General features: G+C 63.3%; 14 protein-coding genes. 5 read left to right on the forward strand and 9 right to left on the reverse strand.

Features of this window, described 5'->3' with window-relative positions:
• Positions 1-41: 41 nt before the first annotated feature.
• From P6U23_RS38880 to P6U23_RS38890, 3 genes are all read right to left on the reverse strand, one after another.
• Entirely contained in the window at positions 42-827 is a 786-nt protein-coding gene (locus P6U23_RS38880; RefSeq protein WP_407177552.1) for an ABC transporter ATP-binding protein, read from the reverse strand.
• Entirely contained in the window at positions 827-1,678 is an 852-nt protein-coding gene (locus P6U23_RS38885; RefSeq protein WP_407177553.1) for an ABC transporter permease, read from the reverse strand. Before P6U23_RS38885 ends, P6U23_RS38880 begins: the two co-directional genes overlap by 1 nt.
• 244 nt (positions 1,679-1,922) lie before the next feature.
• Entirely contained in the window at positions 1,923-2,897 is a 975-nt protein-coding gene (locus P6U23_RS38890; protein ID WP_407177554.1) for an aliphatic sulfonate ABC transporter substrate-binding protein, read from the reverse strand.
• A 187-nt stretch (positions 2,898-3,084) separates the two neighbouring features.
• Here P6U23_RS38890 and P6U23_RS38895 point away from each other — a divergent pair, with 187 nt between their 5' ends.
• Positions 3,085-5,883 carry a [protein-PII] uridylyltransferase gene (locus tag P6U23_RS38895; protein WP_407177555.1) on the forward strand — a complete coding sequence of 933 codons (2,799 nt, stop codon included), beginning with the start codon at positions 3,085-3,087 and terminating at the stop codon, positions 5,881-5,883.
• A 94-nt stretch (positions 5,884-5,977) separates the two neighbouring features.
• Here P6U23_RS38895 and P6U23_RS38900 read toward each other — a convergent pair whose 3' ends face one another.
• Positions 5,978-6,532, reverse strand: a complete 555-nt coding sequence (locus tag P6U23_RS38900; RefSeq protein ID WP_407177556.1) for a methylated-DNA--[protein]-cysteine S-methyltransferase — start codon at positions 6,530-6,532, stop codon at positions 5,978-5,980.
• A 237-nt stretch (positions 6,533-6,769) separates the two neighbouring features.
• On the opposite strand from P6U23_RS38900, the gene P6U23_RS38905 reads away from it, so the two are divergent.
• On the forward strand, positions 6,770-7,996 hold the full coding sequence (locus tag P6U23_RS38905) for an ABC transporter substrate-binding protein (protein WP_407177557.1): 1,227 nt from the start codon (positions 6,770-6,772) through the stop codon (positions 7,994-7,996).
• Between the two features lie 149 nt (positions 7,997-8,145).
• Here the strand turns inward: P6U23_RS38905 and P6U23_RS38910 are convergent, their stop codons facing one another.
• A complete protein-coding gene (locus P6U23_RS38910) occupies positions 8,146-8,571 on the reverse strand; it encodes a DUF1330 domain-containing protein (RefSeq protein WP_407177558.1) in 426 nt (141 codons plus the stop codon).
• A 137-nt stretch (positions 8,572-8,708) separates the two neighbouring features.
• Here P6U23_RS38910 and P6U23_RS38915 point away from each other — a divergent pair, with 137 nt between their 5' ends.
• Positions 8,709-10,901 carry a transglycosylase domain-containing protein gene (locus P6U23_RS38915; protein ID WP_407177559.1) on the forward strand — a complete coding sequence of 731 codons (2,193 nt, stop codon included), beginning with the start codon at positions 8,709-8,711 and terminating at the stop codon, positions 10,899-10,901.
• A gap of 60 nt (positions 10,902-10,961) precedes the next feature.
• On the opposite strand, the gene P6U23_RS38920 is transcribed toward P6U23_RS38915, so the two are convergent.
• The 4 genes from P6U23_RS38920 to P6U23_RS38935 all read right to left on the reverse strand — a co-directional run bounded on the left by P6U23_RS38920 (position 10,962) and on the right by P6U23_RS38935 (position 15,091).
• The gene (locus P6U23_RS38920; protein WP_407177560.1) at positions 10,962-11,801 is read right to left on the reverse strand and encodes a M48 family metallopeptidase; all 840 of its coding nucleotides are present in this window, start codon (positions 11,799-11,801) and stop codon (positions 10,962-10,964) included.
• A gap of 229 nt (positions 11,802-12,030) precedes the next feature.
• Positions 12,031-13,359: a polyhydroxyalkanoate depolymerase gene (locus tag P6U23_RS38925; protein ID WP_407177561.1), complete on the reverse strand. Its 1,329-nt coding sequence runs from the start codon at positions 13,357-13,359 to the stop codon at positions 12,031-12,033.
• Positions 13,360-13,481: 122 nt separating this feature from the next.
• A complete protein-coding gene (locus P6U23_RS38930; protein ID WP_407177562.1) occupies positions 13,482-14,300 on the reverse strand; it encodes an ABC transporter permease in 819 nt (272 codons plus the stop codon).
• Positions 14,297-15,091 (reverse strand): ABC transporter ATP-binding protein, encoded by a 795-nt coding sequence (locus P6U23_RS38935; RefSeq protein WP_407177563.1) that lies wholly within the window; start codon positions 15,089-15,091, stop codon positions 14,297-14,299. The genes P6U23_RS38930 and P6U23_RS38935 overlap by 4 nt, the downstream gene beginning before the upstream one ends.
• Positions 15,092-15,290: 199 nt before the next feature.
• Here P6U23_RS38935 and P6U23_RS38940 point away from each other — a divergent pair, with 199 nt between their 5' ends.
• Positions 15,291-16,625 carry an ActS/PrrB/RegB family redox-sensitive histidine kinase gene (locus P6U23_RS38940; protein WP_407177564.1) on the forward strand — a complete coding sequence of 445 codons (1,335 nt, stop codon included), beginning with the start codon at positions 15,291-15,293 and terminating at the stop codon, positions 16,623-16,625.
• Positions 16,626-16,802: 177 nt separating this feature from the next.
• A complete protein-coding gene (locus tag P6U23_RS38945) occupies positions 16,803-17,366 on the forward strand; it encodes an ActR/PrrA/RegA family redox response regulator transcription factor (RefSeq protein ID WP_157450081.1) in 564 nt (187 codons plus the stop codon).
• The last annotated feature ends 59 nt before the right edge of the window (positions 17,367-17,425 follow it).

The following is a 17,425-nucleotide window of genomic DNA, read 5'->3' on the forward strand; positions in this document are numbered from 1 at the left end:
GAGTTATTTCGCTCCGGATGTAGCGGGTCCGCGCCGTGATGTCACCACCACATCGCCCCGCCCTCGTCGGACCGGCCATGCGCGTCAGGCACGTTGCGGTCCAGCGAGCGATCGAGCGAGGTCAGCACGTGCCGCTTGAAATGGTCGAACAGTTCGGAATTGCGGTCGCGCGGACGCGCCAGATTGATGCTGATGGTCTCGAACAGCCGGCCCGGCCGCGGCCGCATCACCAGCACGCGGTCGGCGAGCACCACCGCCTCGTCGACGTCATGGGTCACCAGGATCAGCGTCGGCCGCGTGTCGGCCCAGAGGTCGAGCAGATGGTCCTGCAGGTCGCGCCGGGTGAAGGCATCGAGCGCCGAGAACGGCTCGTCCAGCAGCAGCACTTCCGGCTGCGGCACCAGCGCGCGCGCAATCGCCACCCGCTGCGCCTGGCCACCGGAGAGTTCGCGCGGCCAGGCCTTTGCCTTGTCGGCAAGGCCGACGCGGGCAAGCGCCTTGGCGACCCTCTCTCGCCTGACGTCGGCGGGCAGGTCGGAGAGACCGAAGCCGATATTGTCGGCGACGGAAAGCCAGGGCAGAAGCCGCGGCTCCTGGAAGATGATGCCGATCTTCTCGTGCGGCGCCGAAATGGCGATGTCATCGAGCGTCACCGTCCCTGAGCTTGCGGGATCAAGGCCCGCGATCGCGCGCAGCAGGGTCGACTTGCCGCAACCGGATCCGCCGATGATGGCGACGATCTCGCCCTGCCTGATCTCGGCAGAGAAACGCGCGAGCGCATGCACCCCGTTGGGATAGGTCTTGCCGACACGGTCGAGCGCCAGCATCAGGCCGCTCCCATGTGTTGGCCGAAGGCGTCCTGCCAGCGCAACAGCGGCGCGGTTGCGATCTCGATCAGCCAGTCGGTGGCTTTGCCCAGAATGGCGAAGATCACGATCGCCGCCACGATCTGCGCGGGCTTGCCGAGCTGCTGGCCGTCGATCAGGAGATAGCCCAATCCTTCGGAGGCGCCCATGAACTCGGCGGCGACCACGAACATCCACCCGAGACCCAGGCCGACGCGCAGCGCGACGACATAGGCCGGCAACACCGCAGGCAACAGAATGCGGCGGATCATCGCCGGACCGGACAGACGAAAGATGCGGCCGACTTCGACGATCTTGCGGTCCACCGACAGGATCGCGCCCATGACGCCGAGATAGACCGGAAAGAATACGCCGACCGCGATCAGCGCGACTTTCGAGGTCTCGAAAATGCCGAGCCAGAGGATGAACAACGGCACCCATGCGATCGAGGGGATGGCGCGCAGGGCCTGAACAGTTGGATCGAGCAGCCGCCGCGCCAGCCCCCAATAGCCGGAGATCGCGCCCAGCATGGTGCCGGCCACCACGCCAAGCGCGAAGCCGCTCACGACCCGCAACAGCGTCGCGACGGTATGGCGGCTGAGCTCGCCGCTTGCCGCAAGCGCGACGATGGTTGCAAATACCTTGGACGGCGGCGGGACCAGGCGTCCATTGGAGAAGCCGAGCCAGACGATGACCTCCCAGCCGAGCGCAACCGCAACCGGCAACAACAGGCCCAGCAGCGGGCGCAGATAGCGCCGCACGCGCGTAGGCTGCGCCGCTTGCATATTCGTTTCCAGGCGCTCGGTGGCCGGCAAGTCAACAGTCATGGCCATAGCAAAATGCTTTCCGCGCAGGAATTGCAAGACATCACCGCAATCTCGGCTGTCGTCCTCGCGAAAAGCGCGGACCCATAACCACAGACCTGCATTAGGATGGGAAATGCGCGCCCCGGCCTGCTCAAACAACGAGGCCTGTGGTTATGGGTCCCGGCCGCGCTTCCGCCTTCGCTCTCCGAGCTACGGCGGACAAGTCGCTTGCCCGGGACGACGACTGTATCGGGGCGACGAAGTTAAGACGTCAATTCGTCGGCAGCGGCACCTGATCGTCGATCAGCGAGTCCAGGGCCGCCTTGACGTCGACCTTGGCATCAATGACGCCCGCCTTTTGCAGCGCCAGCCCCGCTTCCAAAATCGACTCGCGTTGCGGCGCGCCGATACGGTTGTAGGTCAGTTCGGTGCGTTCCTTGAGCTGCTTGTCGACCACGGCTTCCGGCAGCTTGGTCGCGCTGATGAAGGTCTTCTTCAGCTCGTCGTAGCTCGCGAGCGACTCCTTGCGCGCCTCCTCGTAAGTGGCGAGCACGCGGCGAACGATGTCGGGATGATCCTTCAGGAACTGCTCGCGCACATTGAGAATGCCCCAAGTATTGGCCTCCGGCTTGCGGTAGAACAGTTTCGCGCCGTCCTCGATTTCCGCCTGCGCCATCATCGGGTCCAGGCCCGCCCATGCATCGACATCGCCGCGGATCAGCGCGGTCTTGCCGTCGGCGTGCTGCAACAGCACCGGCGTGATGTCCTTCTCGGACAAGCCGGCGCCGAGCAGCGCGCGCACCAGGAAGATGTGCGGATCCGTGCCGCGGGTGACCGCGACGCGCTTGCCCTTGAGGTCGGCGACGCTTGCGATCTTGGAATCCTTTGTGGTGACCAGCGCGGTCCATTCGGGGCGTGAATAGACATAGATCGACTTGATCGGATTGCCATTGATCTTAGCTACAAGGGCAGCCGAGCCTGCGGTCGAGCCGAAATCGATCGAACCGGCATTGAGAAATTCGAGCGCCTTGTTGGAACCGGCGGACTGCACCCAGACGATGCTGATGCCATCCTTGGCGAACTCCTTTTCCAGGAGTCCCTTTTGCTTCAGCACCAGCGACACCGGATTGTACGTCGCCCAGTCGATGCGAATCTCCTTGAGCGCATCGGCAGCGTGAGCACCGACCGGCATCAATGTCATCGCCGCAAGGCTTGCAACCAAGGTGCGCCGCGAGAATTTGATCATGTCCCCTCTCCTGGAAAGATGACGTCTTTTCAAGGCGTTAGACAGTTTCGTCAATGAGAAAATCCGTACCTTTTAGGCTCCACAACGAGAACGGCTTTGCCGCGAGGACGCGAAATCCAGCATGGACCTGCCGCATGCCAAGAATGTTTCGTGACAGCGCAGGCGCGGTCCGATATCCGGTGAGGTCATGGACAACGTCGTAACCGAGCCAGTCCGCGAGGCTGAGGCGCCCTTTTTTAATACGGCGCGCGTCACCGCCGCAGTCGATGCGCTGGCCGAGCAGCACGCCGGCCGGGAGGACGTATTTCGCTCGGCAATGGCGCAGTTGCTCAAGGGCGAGCTGGTCGCGGCACGCGCCGCCGCCCAGACGATGCTGCTGAAGGACCGGCACGGCCGGCGCTGCGCCGAGCGGCTCTGCCTGGTGCAGGACGAGATCATCCGCATCCTGTTTTCGGCCGCCACTCGCCATCTCTATCGCTCGCCGCTTCCCTCCGGCGCCGAGCGTATGGCGGTGGTCGCCACCGGCGGCTATGGCCGCGGCCTGATGGCGCCGGAATCCGACATCGATCTGTTGTTCATCCTGCCCTACAAGCAGACCGCCTGGGGCGAGCAGGTCGCCGAGGCCATTCTTTATTGTTTGTGGGACATGGGCCTGAAGGTCGGTCACGCCACGCGCTCGGTCGACGAATCGATCCGTCAGGCGCGCGGCGACATGACCATTCGCACCGCGATCCTGGAAACGCGATATCTGACCGGCGACAAGCCGCTCTATGATGAACTGGTAGCGCGGTTCGACAAGGAGGTGGTGCAGGGAACCGCGGCGGAGTTCGTCACCGCGAAACTCGCCGAGCGTGAGGAACGGCATCGCCGCGCCGGCCAGTCGCGCTATCTGGTCGAACCCAATGTGAAGGACGGCAAGGGCGGCTTGCGCGACCTGCACACCCTGTTCTGGATCGCGAAATATGTCTATCGCGTGCGCGAGACCGAGGAGCTGTTGGAGCGCGGCGTATTCGACGCGCAGGAATACCGCACCTTTCGGCGCTGCGCCGATTTCCTCTGGTCGGTCCGCTGCAATCTGCATTTCGTCACCGGCCGCGCCGAGGAGCGGCTGTCCTTCGACCTGCAGCGCGAGCTCGCGATCCGGCTCGGCTACACCAGTCATCCCGGCATGCAGGATGTCGAGCGCTTCATGAAGCACTACTTCCTGATCGCCAAGGAGGTCGGCGACCTTACCGCCATTCTGTGCGCGAAGCTGGAAGACCAGCAGGCGAAGCCCGCGCCGGTGCTGAGCCGGATGATGGCGCGCTTCCGTCCCAATCTGACGCGGCGGCGGGTGCCCGACGGCGACGATTTCGTCGTCGACAACAACCGCATCAATCTCGCCGCCCCCGACGTATTCAAGCACGATCCGGTCAACCTGATCCGGATCTTCCGCCTGGCGCAGAAGAACAACCTTGCCTTTCACCCCGATGCGATGCGCAGCGTGACGCGCTCGCTGAAGCTGGTCAATTCGGAGCTGCGCGAGAACCCGGAAGCAAACCGGCTGTTCATGGAGATCTTGACCTCGAACGACGCCGAGATCGTGCTGCGGCGGATGAACGAGACCGGCGTGCTCGGCCATTTCATCCGCGCCTTCGGCCGCATCGTCTCGATGATGCAGTTCAACATGTATCATCACTACACGGTCGACGAGCATCTCATCCGCTGCATCGGGTTCCTGCACGAGATCGAGCGCGGGGGCAGCGAGGAGTTCGCCCTCGCCAGCGACCTCATGCGCAAGATCAGGCCCGAGCACCGCCCGGTGCTCTATGTCGCAACGCTGTTGCACGACATCGCGAAGGGCCGGCCGGAGGATCACTCCGTCGCCGGCGCCAAGGTGGCGCGACGGCTCTGCCCGCGGCTCGGCTTCTCCGCAGGCGACACCGAGCTCGTCGCCTGGCTGATCGAGGAGCATCTGACCATGTCGACGGTTGCGCAATCGCGCGACCTCTCCGACCGCCGCACCATCGAGAACTTCGCTGCCGTGGTGCAGTCGGTCGAGCAGATGAAGCTGCTCACCATCCTCACCACCGCTGATATCCGCGGCGTCGGACCCGGCGTGTGGAACGGCTGGAAGGCGCAGCTCTTGCGCTCACTTTATTATGAGACCGAGCCGGTGCTGACCGGCGGCTTCTCGGAGGTCAACCGCGTCAGGCGCATCGCGGCGGCCCAGGCCGAATTCCGCGCGGCCTTCACCGAATGGAGCGAGCAGGAGGTCAATGCCTATATCGGGCGGCATTATCCGGCCTACTGGCTCAAGGTCGAGCTGCCGCGCAAGATCCGCCACGCCCGCTTCATCAAGGCGACCGAACAGGCCGGGCACAAGCTCGCGATCAATGTCGGCTTTGACGAGGCGCGCGGCGTCACCGAGCTGACCATCCTCGCGATGGACCATCCCTGGCTGCTGTCGATCATCGCGGGTGCCTGCGCCTCGGCCGGCGCCAACATCGTGGACGCGCAGATTTACACGACGACCGACGGCCGCGCGCTCGACACCATCGCGATCTCAAGGGAATACGACCGCGACGAGGACGAAGGACGGCGCGCCACGCGGATCGGCGAGACGATCGAGGACGTGCTGGAAGGCAAGTTGCGGCTGCCCGAAGCCGTGGCGCGCCGCACGGTGCGCGGCGGCCGCGTCAAGGCGTTCGTGGTCGAACCGGAAGTGACCATCAACAACCAATGGTCGGAGCTCTACACCGTGATCGAAGTGTCCGGTCTCGACCGGCCGGGCCTGCTCTACCAGCTCACCACCGCGATCTCGAAGCTCAACCTCAACATCGCCTCCGCGCATGTCGCGACGTTCGGCGAACGCGCCCGCGACGTGTTTTACGTCACCGACCTGCTGGGCGCGCAGATCACCGCGCCGACCCGGCAGGCCGCGATCCGCAGCGCGCTGCTGCATCTGTTGTCCAACGACGAGGCGGTGGCGAAGCCCGCGGCGTGAGCCCTCAGCCGGAGCGGAATCCGGTCCAACTGCCCCGGCAGCGCGGAGAGGTGAGCCGCGCGAGAGGCTCGCCCCTATTACCGTGATGCCCGATTTATGATCGGCTCCGCACGCTGCTCAGCCTCACACCTTCATGCTCCAGCAGCCAGCGCTTGCGCGCGAGCCCGCCGCCATATTTGACCAGCGACCCGTCGGCACCGATCAGGCGATGACAGGGAATGACGACGCTGATCGGATTGGCGCCGTTGGCGTGCCCGACTGCGCGCATGGCTTTGGGCACGCCAAGCTGCGCCGCCAGCGCGCCATAGCTGACGGTCGTTCCAGGTGGGATTTCCGTAAGCGCGGTCCAAACTTGGCGCTGAAAAGCGGTTCCGGCGAGGCGCCATTTGATGGCGCGCAGGGAATTGAGCTCGCCCTTGAAATAGGCCGACAGTGCCGCCTTGATCTCCTGCGGTGCCACCCCCTGCTGCAAGACCACCGCGCCGTGCTGCAGCCGCAATAACTCCCGCATGCGGGATTCGTAGCCCTCCCAATCCAATGCGCAAAGGACGCCCTTGCAGTCGGTCACCAGCAACGCTGTGCCGATCGGCGTATCCAACCGATCAACTCCAAGCGGTTCGGGCCGATTTGCGCTCACTGTCCCTCTCATCCTCCAGGCTCATTCCAAGGCGTGCCATCCAAGATCTTCGCGCACTCGCACGCGGTGCCGCCACCCGTTTTGCGCCATTCGGTTTCCGTCGCTTCCGGGAACGTGATCCGTTGATCTTAGGGCCGCGGCCTCATCTTGCATTGCAGAAACCGGTCCTCCACAATTGCCCGCAGCGATGGCGTCCCCTTCTCGGGGATCAGACCGTGGCACAATCAATGAAAAGGAGGAACGCACCACATGAACAAGGGCTTTTTCCGTCTGGCCGCCGGCACCGCGCTCGTGATCGCGCTGTCGGCATCGTCGGCCTTCGCGCAGAAGAAATACGATCCTGGCGCCTCCGACAGCGAGATCAAGATTGGCCAGACCGTGCCGTTTTCCGGCCCCGCCTCGGCTTACGCCACCATCGGCAGGGCACAGGCCGCCTACATCAACATGATCAACGACCAGGGCGGCATCAACGGCCGCAAGATCAAGCTGATCCAATATGACGACGCCTACAGCCCGCCGAAGGCGGTGGAGCAGGTGCGCAAACTGGTCGAGAACGACGAGGTGCTGTTGACCTTCCAGATCATCGGCACGCCGTCGAATGCCGCCGTGCAGAAATATCTCAACGCCAAGAAGGTGCCGCAACTGTTCGCCGCGACCGGCGCCTCCAAGTTCACCGATCCCAAGAACTTCCCCTGGACCATGGGATATAATCCCAACTACTTCGTCGAGGGCCGCATCTACGGCCAGTACATCCTGAAGGAGCATCCGAACGCCAAGGTCGGCGTGCTCTACCAGAACGACGATCTCGGCAAGGATTATCTCAACGGCATCAAGGCCGGCCTTGGCGACAAGGCGGCGACCATGATCGTCGCGGAGGCCTCTTACGAGGTATCCGATCCGACCATCGACTCGCAGATCCTGAAGATAAGGTCCGCCGGCGCCGACCTCCTGTTCAGCGCAGCGACGCCGAAGCAGGCGGCGCAGGCGATCAAGAAGGTCTATGAGCTCGGCTGGAGGCCCGTGCACATCGTCGACATCAACGCCACCTCGGTCGGCGCGGTGATGCAGCCGGCGGGGCTGGAGGCCGCCAAGGGCGTGATCTCGGTCAATTACGGCAAGGATCCGCTCGACCCGACCTGGAAGGACGATCCTGGCATGAAGAAGTATTTCGACTTCATGGCCAAGTATTATCCGGAAGGGGACAAGAACTCCAACTTCAACGTCTACGGCTACTCCACGACAGAGCTCCTGGTGCACGTGCTGCAGATGTGCGGCGACAACCTGACTCGCGAGAATGTCATGAAGCAGGCGAGCTCGCTGAAGGACGTCACCGGCGACCTCGCGTTGCCGGGAATCAAGGCCAACACCTCGCCGACCGATTATCGCGTCAACAAGCAGCTACAGATGATGCGCTTCAACGGCGAACGTTGGGAGCTGTTCGGCCCGATCCTCGAAGACACGGGGGCTGCGGGCTGACAGCTCCACCTCCGACCAAGCAAGGTCGTCATGCCCGGGCTTGACCTGGCTTGACCCGGGCATCCACGCTGTGCCGCAGAAAGAAAGGCGTGGATGGCCGGGTCAAGCCCGGCCATGACGATGCGGAGAGCGCGTGCGCTTCGACCGATTCAACTGGGAATCTCGCCAAAATTCTTCCCCACCGGCAGCACGCCGCAACGGATCAGGCGGGAATCTTCAACCGCGGCCTGGCGGTGCTTGACCGCTTCACGATAGACGGGATCGCGGATCATCTCCACGAACGCACCAACGCTTGGATACGCCGCGATGAAGCAATGGTCCCAGCGCTCTTCCTGCGGGCCGATCAGCATCAGTTCGAATCGGCCCTGCCAGACGATCCTGCCGCCCAGCCGCTCGAACACTGGCCCGCTGTCGCGGCCATAAGCCGCATAGGCTTCGGCACCGCTTGCCTTGCGGCCGTCGGGATAGGCGGCCTCGGCGCGCAACCGGACCAGATTGAGCATGTGAATGGGGCCGGGGCGGTCATTGGCCCGAAACTGCGCGAACACATCCTTGGTGGGATCGATATGGCCCATGCGTTTCTCCCTTAACTGATCGGGCCATTTCTACCACGCGCCGCCTCACCTCCTAATCCCGCGTTAAGGTTTGCGTAACGGCCCCTTAAAGTCCCGGGTCTAGCGTGTGCTGGGGAGTTTCGTGGCGTGAGCAGTAGATGGCCTGGGGACGGAAACAGAGCGGCACGCGCAAGGAGCCGCAATTCGGGCTCGGCGCTTCGCTCGCCTCGCTGCGGCTAAGCCTCGAGGACCGTATCCCCTTTGGCGAGGACAAGCCGAAAAAATCGCAAGCCAAGCGCAGACAACAAGAGGAACCGGACGACGAGGAACCGCCGCGTGAGCGCAAACCGCCCTCCTCCAGCATGAGCAACAAGCGCCGCGGCAAAGCGCGCGGATTTCGCCCGTCACGATTGATCTATTGGGGCGTCGTGCTCGGACTGTGGGGCGCCATCGCTGTGCTCGGCGCCGTGATCTGGGCCGGGGCGCATCTGCCGCCGATCCAATCGCTGGAAATTCCCAAGCGCCCGCCGACCATTGAGATCGTGGGGCTCGACGGCACTGTGCTGGCCCAGCGCGGAGAAATGGCAGGCGCCAATGTCGCCCTCAAAGACCTGCCGCCCTATTTGCCGAAGGCGTTCATCGCGATCGAGGACCGCAGATTCTATTCCCATTTCGGCATCGATCCCTTTGGTATCTTGCGCGCGGCGGTCGCCAACCTGCTGCATCGTGGCGTCTCGCAGGGCGGCTCGACCTTGACCCAGCAGCTCGCCAAGAATCTGTTCCTGACCCAGGAGCGGACGCTGACGCGCAAGCTGCAGGAAGCCGAGCTCGCGCTGTGGCTGGAACGCAAATATTCTAAGAATGAGCTTCTCGAACTCTATCTGAACCGCGTCTATTTCGGCTCCGGCGCCTATGGCGTCGAGGCCGCCGCCCAACGCTACTTCGGCAAGTCCGCCAAGAACGTCACGCTGGCGGAAGCCGCGATGCTTGCAGGACTCGTCAAATCGCCCTCGCGTCTTGCGCCGAACCGCAATCCGGAAGGCGCCGCGGACCGTGCCAAGACCGTGCTCGCGGCGATGGCGGACGCCAAATTCATCACGCAAGCGCAGGCGCAGGCCGCGAGCGCCCATCCGGCGATGAGCGTGAAGCCGGCCGGTGCCGGCACGGTCAACTATGTCGCCGACTGGATTTCCGAGGTGCTCGACGACCTGATCGGCCAGATCGAACAGAGCATCGTGGTGGAGACCACGATCGATCCCAAGCTGCAGGCCGCGGCGGAGGCTGCCGTCATCGACGAGCTCGCCGCCAAGAGCGTGAAGTTCAATGTCAGCCAGGGCGCGCTGGTGGCGATGAGCCCCGACGGCGCCGTGCGCGCCATGGTGGGCGGGCGGAACTATGCCGAGAGCCAGTACAACCGCGCGGTCACCGCCAAGCGACAGCCGGGTTCCGCGTTCAAGCCGTTCGTCTATCTGACCGCGATCGAAGCGGGGCTGACGCCGGACACCGTCCGCATGGACGCGCCGCTCGACATCAAGGGTTGGAAGCCGGAGAACTACAGCCGCGAATATTTCGGTCCCGTGACGCTGACCCAGGCGCTCGCGATGTCGCTCAACACGGTCGCGGTGCGCGTCGGCCTCGAAGTCGGACCGAAGAATGTGGTGCGGACCGCCCACCGGCTTGGCATTTCCTCCAAGCTCGAGCCCAACGCTTCGATCGCTCTCGGCACCTCCGAAGTTTCCATGACCGAGCTGGTGGGCGCTTACGCACCATTCGCCAATGGCGGCTATGCTGTGTCCCCCCATGTCGTGAGTAAGATCCGCACCCTCGAAGGCAAGATTCTCTATGTGCGCCAACCCGAGCAGCTCAACCAGGTGATCGAGCCGCGCAATGTCGCGATGATGGACGCGATGATGGAGCAGACGCTGATCTCGGGCACGGCGCGGAAGGCGGAAATTCCGGGTTGGCAGGCCGCCGGCAAGACCGGCACCAGCCAGGATTTTCGCGACGCCTGGTTCATCGGCTACACGGCCCATCTCGTCACCGGCGTCTGGCTCGGCAATGACGACAGTTCGCCGACCAAGAAGGCGACCGGCGGCGGACTGCCGGTGGAAGTCTGGTCCCGCTTCATGCGTACCGCGCTGCAAGGTGTTCAGCCCGTGGCCTTGCCGAACTCGCAACCGCCGAGCCCGATGTCCAACCTCGCCCAGATCGCATCGCAAATCACCGCGCCGTCCGCGCCCGCGCCGCAGCTCACGACCAGCGGCCGCGCAGCATCCAGCCGCGGCGCGGTGCGGCCCGAGGCGGACGCAGGGCTCGACGGCTGGCTGCTTCAGCGGCTGTTTGGACGGTAGTTCGAAGCGCGGCAAATGCCGACGATGCCGTCCCGGCTTTCGCCGGAACGACGAGAGGGATCAATCCTCGATCCCGTACCGGTGCAGGTCATTGCCGCAGGTGTCGAGCCACTTCTTGGCGCGTTCGACCGAGGGGCAGATCCTGGCCACCACGCGCCAGAACCGCGGCGAATGGTTCATCTCGACGAGATGCGCGACTTCATGGGCGGCGAGATAGTCGAGCACGAAGGGCGGCGCGAGGATCAAGCGCCAAGAGAAGGACAGCGATCCGGCCGAGGTGCACGAGCCCCAGCGGCTCGACTGATCGCGGATCGAGAGCCGTTTCACCCGCACGCCGAGTTCTTGCGCGTAAATCTCCGTCGCCTTCTGCAGCTCGCGCCGCGCCTCGCGTTTGAGGTAATCATGCACCCGGCGGTCGAGATGTTCGACGCCGCCGGCAACGCAAAGGATCTTTTCGCCGCTGTCGCGCGTCTCCGTCCAAACGGTGCCGCGCTCGCCAGCGCGATGGACGATCCGATGCGGCACCCCGCGAAGCGGCACCACCACACCCGGCAGGAACGGCGCGGCCTTCGGCAATCGTCCCAAACGTGCGGCGATCCAGCCGCCATGCAGTTGCGCAAAGTCTCTCGCTTCCGCGATCGTCCCCCGCGGGGGCATCGTCAATATCGCTTCGCGGTCAGTGGGATGAATGCGCAACGTGTAACGGCGCGCGCGCCGATGCCTGCGCAGCCGGATCGCAAAAATTTGCGAGCCATGTTTGATGAGAAAGGTCGAAGGTTCGTAGGGGCGCCGATACAGGAGCGCGCGAGTGGCCATGTCTGTCAGTCCGGGGGGTAGGAGTTCGCCCGGATTCTGCCACATCCAAAGCCAGTGAAATCGCCCGGCGCAAAAACAAATCATTTGCCCAATATACGGGGTCTAGCGGCCATCCCAGGCCCTACAGAATGGGGCCGAAAACGGAAATTTTGACTTAAAAACCCCGGTTCCGGCTCGCTCAAAGAATGAGGCAAAACTCATTCTTTCGGAACCGGCGAATCCGGCTTTCCTGATGCCGGATCAGGTACTTACCTGAAGGCGCAATCGGCGCGAATTTCGCGCCGATTGCGTCGACTTCTCGCAAAGCGCGCGCTTATTCGGCCGCGAGCGCCAGCATCGACTTCGGATTCGCCGCTGAGAGCATGAAATCGTTGATGCGCGGCACGATCTCGGAGCGGAAACGGGAACCATTGAACACACCGTAATGACCAACGCCGGGCTGCACATAGTGCACGCGGCGATGTGCAGGGATCGAACTGCACAAATCGTGTGTCGCTTCGGTCTGACCGAGACCGGAAATGTCATCCTTCTCGCCTTCAACCGTCATCAACGCCACGCGCGTGATCTTTGAAGGATCAACCGGCGTGCCGCGATGGGTCATCTGGCCCTTCGGCAGCGCGTGCTTGATGAAAACCGTCTCCACCGTCTGCAGGTAATATTCGGCTGTGAGATCCATCACCGCCAGATATTCATCATAGAAGTCGCGGTGCTTGTCGACGAGATCGCCGTCGCCCTTCACCAGATTGCGGAAGAGCGCCTTGTGGGCATCGACATGGCGGTCGAGATTCATGCTGATGAAGCCGTTGAGCTGCAAAAATCCCGGATAGACGTCGCGCATCACGCCTGGATGCGGGAACGGCACCTTGGTGATGACATGGCTGCGGAACCATTCGATACCGCGCTCCTCGGCGAGCTTGTTGACCGCGGTCGGATTGCGACGGGTATCGATCGGCCCACCCATCAGCGTCATGGAGACCGGCACGAACGGGTCGCGCCGCGCTTCCATCAGCGACACAGCCGCAACCACCGGCACCGCCGGCTGGCAGACGGCGATGACGTGCATGTTGCCGCCAAGCACATGGAGCATCTCGATGACGTAATCGATGTAGTCGTCGAGGTCGAACCGTCCCTCCGACAACGGCACCATGCGCGCATCCGACCAATCGGTGATGTAAACCTCGTGCGTCGGCAGGAAAGCTTCGACTGTGCCACGCAACAGGGTGGCGTAATGGCCGGACATCGGCGCCACGATCAGCACGCGCGGCTGTGGAGAGCGCACGGGACGGGTGAACTTGCGGTCGAAGTAGAGCAGCCGGCAGAACGGCTTTTCCCAGACGCTGCGAATCTCGATCGGCACGCGGATGCCGGCGACTTCGGTCTCACTGATGCCCCATTCCGGCTTGCCGTAACGGCGCGTGGTGCGCTCGAACAACTCGCAGGCCGCGGCGAGCTGCTTGCCAAATTGGGTGTGCGACCAGGGATTGAGCGGATTCTGAAACAGGATCTTGGTGGCATCCGAAACCGCGCGCGCCGGATTGAGCGAGGCATGCGCCATCTCATACATCCAGTACATCGGTGTCGTTAGCGCCGGACTGCCTTCAGCCGCTAACGGAGGTGCGCCGCCGAACTCGCCTATTGCCATTTCTTAATCTTCCCTTTTGCGTCGCAATATAGTGCCGAATGCGTAATAAAGCGTCAATGCACAGATCGGTATCCGGACGCTCTTTCGGTAGAGAAGATCACGAAAATCCACGGGAAAATGATCTATTCGCCGCCCGCGAGCAGTGAGCCGTGACGGCGGGCGCTGCGCAAAAGGGCAAGAAATGCCGTAAACGAGGCCATCAGCAGCACGGCATTGATCGCAAGCGCCGCGAGCATCAGGTCCGTGCGGAAGACATGGTCGATGAGGAGCGCGCGCATGCCCTCGAACACGTAAGTCGGCGGCAGCGACCATGAGATATATTGCAGCCAGACCGGCAATACGTGCACCGGATAATAGACGCAGGCGAGCGGCATCAACGCAAACATCAGCGTCCAGACGATGCTCTCAGCCCCTAACCCATGCCGCAGCACCAGGCCGGAGACGAAGATGCCGACCGCCCAGCTCGTGAAGATCAGGTTGCAGAAAAAGGCGATCAGCGGCAGGCCGAGGCTGTAGAAATTGAACTGAAAGAAAAACAGCGCGAGCAGCGTCATCGGGAAGACGCCGATCGCAAGCCTGATCAGGCTCATCGTCATCAGCGCGATCAGGAACTCGATCGGCTTCAACGGGCTCATCATTAGGTTGGCGAGATTGCGCGCCCACATCTCCTCCAGGAACGAGATGGAAAAGCCGAGCTGCCCGCGGAACAGGATGTCCCACAGGATCACCGCACCGATCAGCGTGCCGCCGGCGCGCGCGAAAAAATTGGCGTTTTGCGCGATATAAGTCTGCAGGAACCCCCAGGTGATGATCTGCAGTACCGGCCAGTAGACGAGCTCCAGCAGCCGCGGCCAGGACGACAGCAAAAGATACCAGTAGCGCAGAATCATCGCGCCGATGCGGTTGACGGAAATCCCGCCATGCAGCGCGAGCTCGCTCATGACGCCGCTTCCTTGACCCGGCCGCGCGCGACATCGAGGAAGACTTCCTCCAGCGTCGCCCGGTTGTAGCGCGCCATGATGCCTTCCGGGCTGTCGTCGTCCTCAATGCGGCCGCGCTTCATGATGATGACGCGGTCGCAGAGCCGCTCGACCTCGAGCATATTGTGGGAGGCCAACAGCACCGTCGCCTGATGGGTCCTGCGGTAGGTCTCCAAACGCCCGCGGACCCAATCCGCGGTATCCGGATCGAGCGAGGCGGTCGGCTCGTCGAGCAGAAGCAGCTCGGGCTCGTTGATCAGCGCCTTGGCGAGCGCCACGCGCGTCTTCTGTCCCGCCGAGAGCTTGCCGTTGGCGCGGTCGAGGAATTCGTTGAGATCGAGTTCATCGGCCAGTTGCGCGATGCGCTCGCGCAAGTTCGCGACCGCATAGAGGCGGCCGAAGATGGTCAGGTTCTGCCGCACCGTTAATCGCATCGGCATGTCGACATAGGGGCTCTCGAAATTCATCCGCCCAAGCACACGCTCGCTCTGTTGCGGCATCTGATAGCCCAACACCTGGACGCGCCCCGACGTCGGCAGCACCAATCCCATGATCATGGCAATCGTCGTCGTCTTGCCGGCGCCATTGCCTCCGAGCAGCCCGGTGATACTGCCGCGCGCGATGGAAAAGGAGATGCCGTCGACCGCCCGCGTCTGCTTGTAGACCTTGGTGAGATGCGCGACCTCGATCGCGGCGGAGCCTAGCGGACCCGCGGCGACCGATTTTGGCGGAACCTGGTCGACGATGTTCATGCGGGGCCGTTCATTGGGCCATTGCGGCAATAAGCGCAACAGCTATCAGGCTCAAACCATGCAATTTGTGATCGGATCGCCACCGCCAGAAGGGCGACGACCTCCCTCCGACCCTTATCCAGCTCTATCCTTTTGTTCGAGCATGATCTTTTCGGGAAACCGCTACACACGCTTGCGGGTCATGCTCTAAGCTTCAGCCATGATCGACATCGCCGCTTCCGATTTCCGCCACCCGCGGCGCCATGTGCGCCTGGATACGATCTTGCGGCTGCGCTGGCTTGCCGTGCTCGGCCAGTTGGCAGCGATTTTCATCGTGCTGCAGGGGCTGGAATTCGACCTGCCGGTGATCCCCTGCCTTGCCATCATCGCCCTCTCGGCGCTGCTCAACCTCGGCCTGCAGATCGCTTTCAATCCGATGCAGCGCCTGGAGCCGCGCTATGCCGCGGCGCTGCTCGCGCTGAATATCATTGAGCTTGCGGCGCTGCTGTTTCTCACCGGAGGCCTGCAAAACCCGTTTTCCTTCCTGTTTCTGGCGCCGGTCCTGATCTCCGCGACCGCGCTGCCGTCGCGGCTCACCATGGCGCTTGGCGCGCTCGCGGTGGCCTGCGCGTCCATTCTGGTCTTCTTCTACATGCCGCTGCCCTGGGATGCCGAGGAGCCGCTGGTGCTGCCGCCGATCTATCTGTTCGGGGTGTGGCTCTCCATCGTGGTCGCGATCGGCGTCACCAGCCTTTATGCATTCCAGGTCACCGAGGAGGCGCGCGAGCTCGCGGATGCGCTTGCTGCCACCGAACTGGTGCTGGCGCGCGAACAGCATCTCACCCAGCTCGACGGCCTGGCCGCCGCCGCCGCGCACGAGCTTGGCACGCCGCTGTCGACCATCGTGCTGATTTCGCGCGAACTCGAGCGCGCGCTGCAGGACAATGCCCTGGTCTCCGCCGACATCAAAACCCTGCGCGAGCAGGCGCAGCGCTGCCGCGACATTCTCTCCAAGATCACCCAGCTCTCATCGACCGGCGCGCCGTTCGATCGCATGAAGCTGTCGACCTTGATCGAGGAAATCGTCGCGCCGCACCGCGATTTCGGCGTCGCGATCAAGGTTCGGATTGCGGTGGCGGGTTCGAAAGAACCGGTCGGCACACGCAACCCGGCGATCCTTTACGGCGTCGGCAACATCCTGGAAAACGCGCTCGACTTCGCGCGCTCCGCGGTGGAAGTGAATGCCTGGTGGAACAATGACAGCGTCGAGATCGTGATCTCCGACGACGGTCCGGGATTTGCGCCTGATATCCTGAAGCGGATCGGCGAGCCCTATCTGTCACGCCGGCGCGGGGCTGAGGATACGCAAAGCGAGCATTCGGGGCTTGGACTCGGCGTGTTCATCGCACGCACCCTTCTGGAGCGCACCGGCGCCAAGATCTCGTTTACCAACCGGACCTTTCCCGATCATGGCGCGGTGGTCTCGATCGTCTGGCCGCGCCACCGCTTCGAGGCCGGCGAAAGCGGTGAAGAGAGTGCAGAGGTTGGAGCATGATCCGGCTCTGCCGGAGCACCGGTTTTTCAAAAAGGTTCGTATAAACAAGTGGATAGACGGGATTCGATTTCATCCCGCGCCGTCAGCGGCGTAAGGCCGCATTTATGCAACCCGATTTTAGTGCTCTTGGCAGGGCGTATCCACAACGCCATATCTTTTCGGGAACAACCTCAAGAGATGCCCGCCTTGGCCGCCGCTGCTCAACTTGCCGATTACCCCGATCATTCGCTCCTGATCGTGGAGGATGACAAGCCGTTCCTGGAGCGCCTCGGGCGCGCCATGGAAACGCGCGGTTTTGCCGTGACCTCCTGCGACAGCGTCGCCGAGGGCCTTGCACAGATTGCCAAGGCCGCGCCGGCTTTCGCGGTGGTGGACCTGCGGCTTGGCGACGGCAACGGACTCGACGTGGTCTCGGCACTCAAGCGCAAGCGCCCCGATGCGCGCGTCATCGTGCTCACCGGCTATGGCAATATCGCCACCGCCGTGACCGCGGTGAAGATGGGCGCGGTAGACTATCTGGCAAAGCCGGCCGATGCCGATGACGTCGTCGCGGCGCTGCTTGCCACCGGCACCGAGAAGTCGGAACTGCCGCAGAACCCGATGTCGGCGGACCGCGTCCGCTGGGAGCACATTCAGCGCATCTACGAGATGTGCAACCGCAACGTCTCCGAGACCGCACGGCGACTCAACATGCATCGCCGCACCTTGCAGCGGATCCTGGCCAAACGCGCACCGCGGTAGTCGCAGACTATAGGGCGGGCAAAGCAAAGCGCGCCCACCATCATGTGCGTCAAGAAATT

Origin of the sequence: Bradyrhizobium sp. STM 3562, assembly GCF_045571435.1 — a bacterium.
Classification (GTDB): domain Bacteria; phylum Pseudomonadota; class Alphaproteobacteria; order Rhizobiales; family Xanthobacteraceae; genus Bradyrhizobium.

Excerpts from the sequence above, each read along its gene's own strand:
- P6U23_RS38880 (WP_407177552.1), bottom strand. The coding sequence starts at position 827 with ATGCTGGCGCTCGACCGTGTCGGCAAGACCTATCCCAACGGGGTGCAT.
- P6U23_RS38885 (WP_407177553.1), bottom strand. The coding sequence starts at position 1,678 with ATGGCCATGACTGTTGACTTGCCGGCCACCGAGCGCCTGGAAACGAAT.
- P6U23_RS38890 (WP_407177554.1), bottom strand. The coding sequence starts at position 2,897 with ATGATCAAATTCTCGCGGCGCACCTTGGTTGCAAGCCTTGCGGCGATG.
- P6U23_RS38895 (WP_407177555.1), top strand. The coding sequence starts at position 3,085 with ATGGACAACGTCGTAACCGAGCCAGTCCGCGAGGCTGAGGCGCCCTTT.
- P6U23_RS38900 (WP_407177556.1), bottom strand. The coding sequence starts at position 6,532 with ATGAGAGGGACAGTGAGCGCAAATCGGCCCGAACCGCTTGGAGTTGAT.
- P6U23_RS38905 (WP_407177557.1), top strand. The coding sequence starts at position 6,770 with ATGAACAAGGGCTTTTTCCGTCTGGCCGCCGGCACCGCGCTCGTGATC.
- P6U23_RS38910 (WP_407177558.1), bottom strand. The coding sequence starts at position 8,571 with ATGGGCCATATCGATCCCACCAAGGATGTGTTCGCGCAGTTTCGGGCC.
- P6U23_RS38915 (WP_407177559.1), top strand. The coding sequence starts at position 8,709 with ATGGCCTGGGGACGGAAACAGAGCGGCACGCGCAAGGAGCCGCAATTC.
- P6U23_RS38920 (WP_407177560.1), bottom strand. The coding sequence starts at position 11,801 with ATGATTTGTTTTTGCGCCGGGCGATTTCACTGGCTTTGGATGTGGCAG.
- P6U23_RS38925 (WP_407177561.1), bottom strand. The coding sequence starts at position 13,359 with ATGGCAATAGGCGAGTTCGGCGGCGCACCTCCGTTAGCGGCTGAAGGC.
- P6U23_RS38930 (WP_407177562.1), bottom strand. The coding sequence starts at position 14,300 with ATGAGCGAGCTCGCGCTGCATGGCGGGATTTCCGTCAACCGCATCGGC.
- P6U23_RS38935 (WP_407177563.1), bottom strand. The coding sequence starts at position 15,091 with ATGAACATCGTCGACCAGGTTCCGCCAAAATCGGTCGCCGCGGGTCCG.
- P6U23_RS38940 (WP_407177564.1), top strand. The coding sequence starts at position 15,291 with ATGATCGACATCGCCGCTTCCGATTTCCGCCACCCGCGGCGCCATGTG.
- P6U23_RS38945 (WP_157450081.1), top strand. The coding sequence starts at position 16,803 with ATGCCCGCCTTGGCCGCCGCTGCTCAACTTGCCGATTACCCCGATCAT.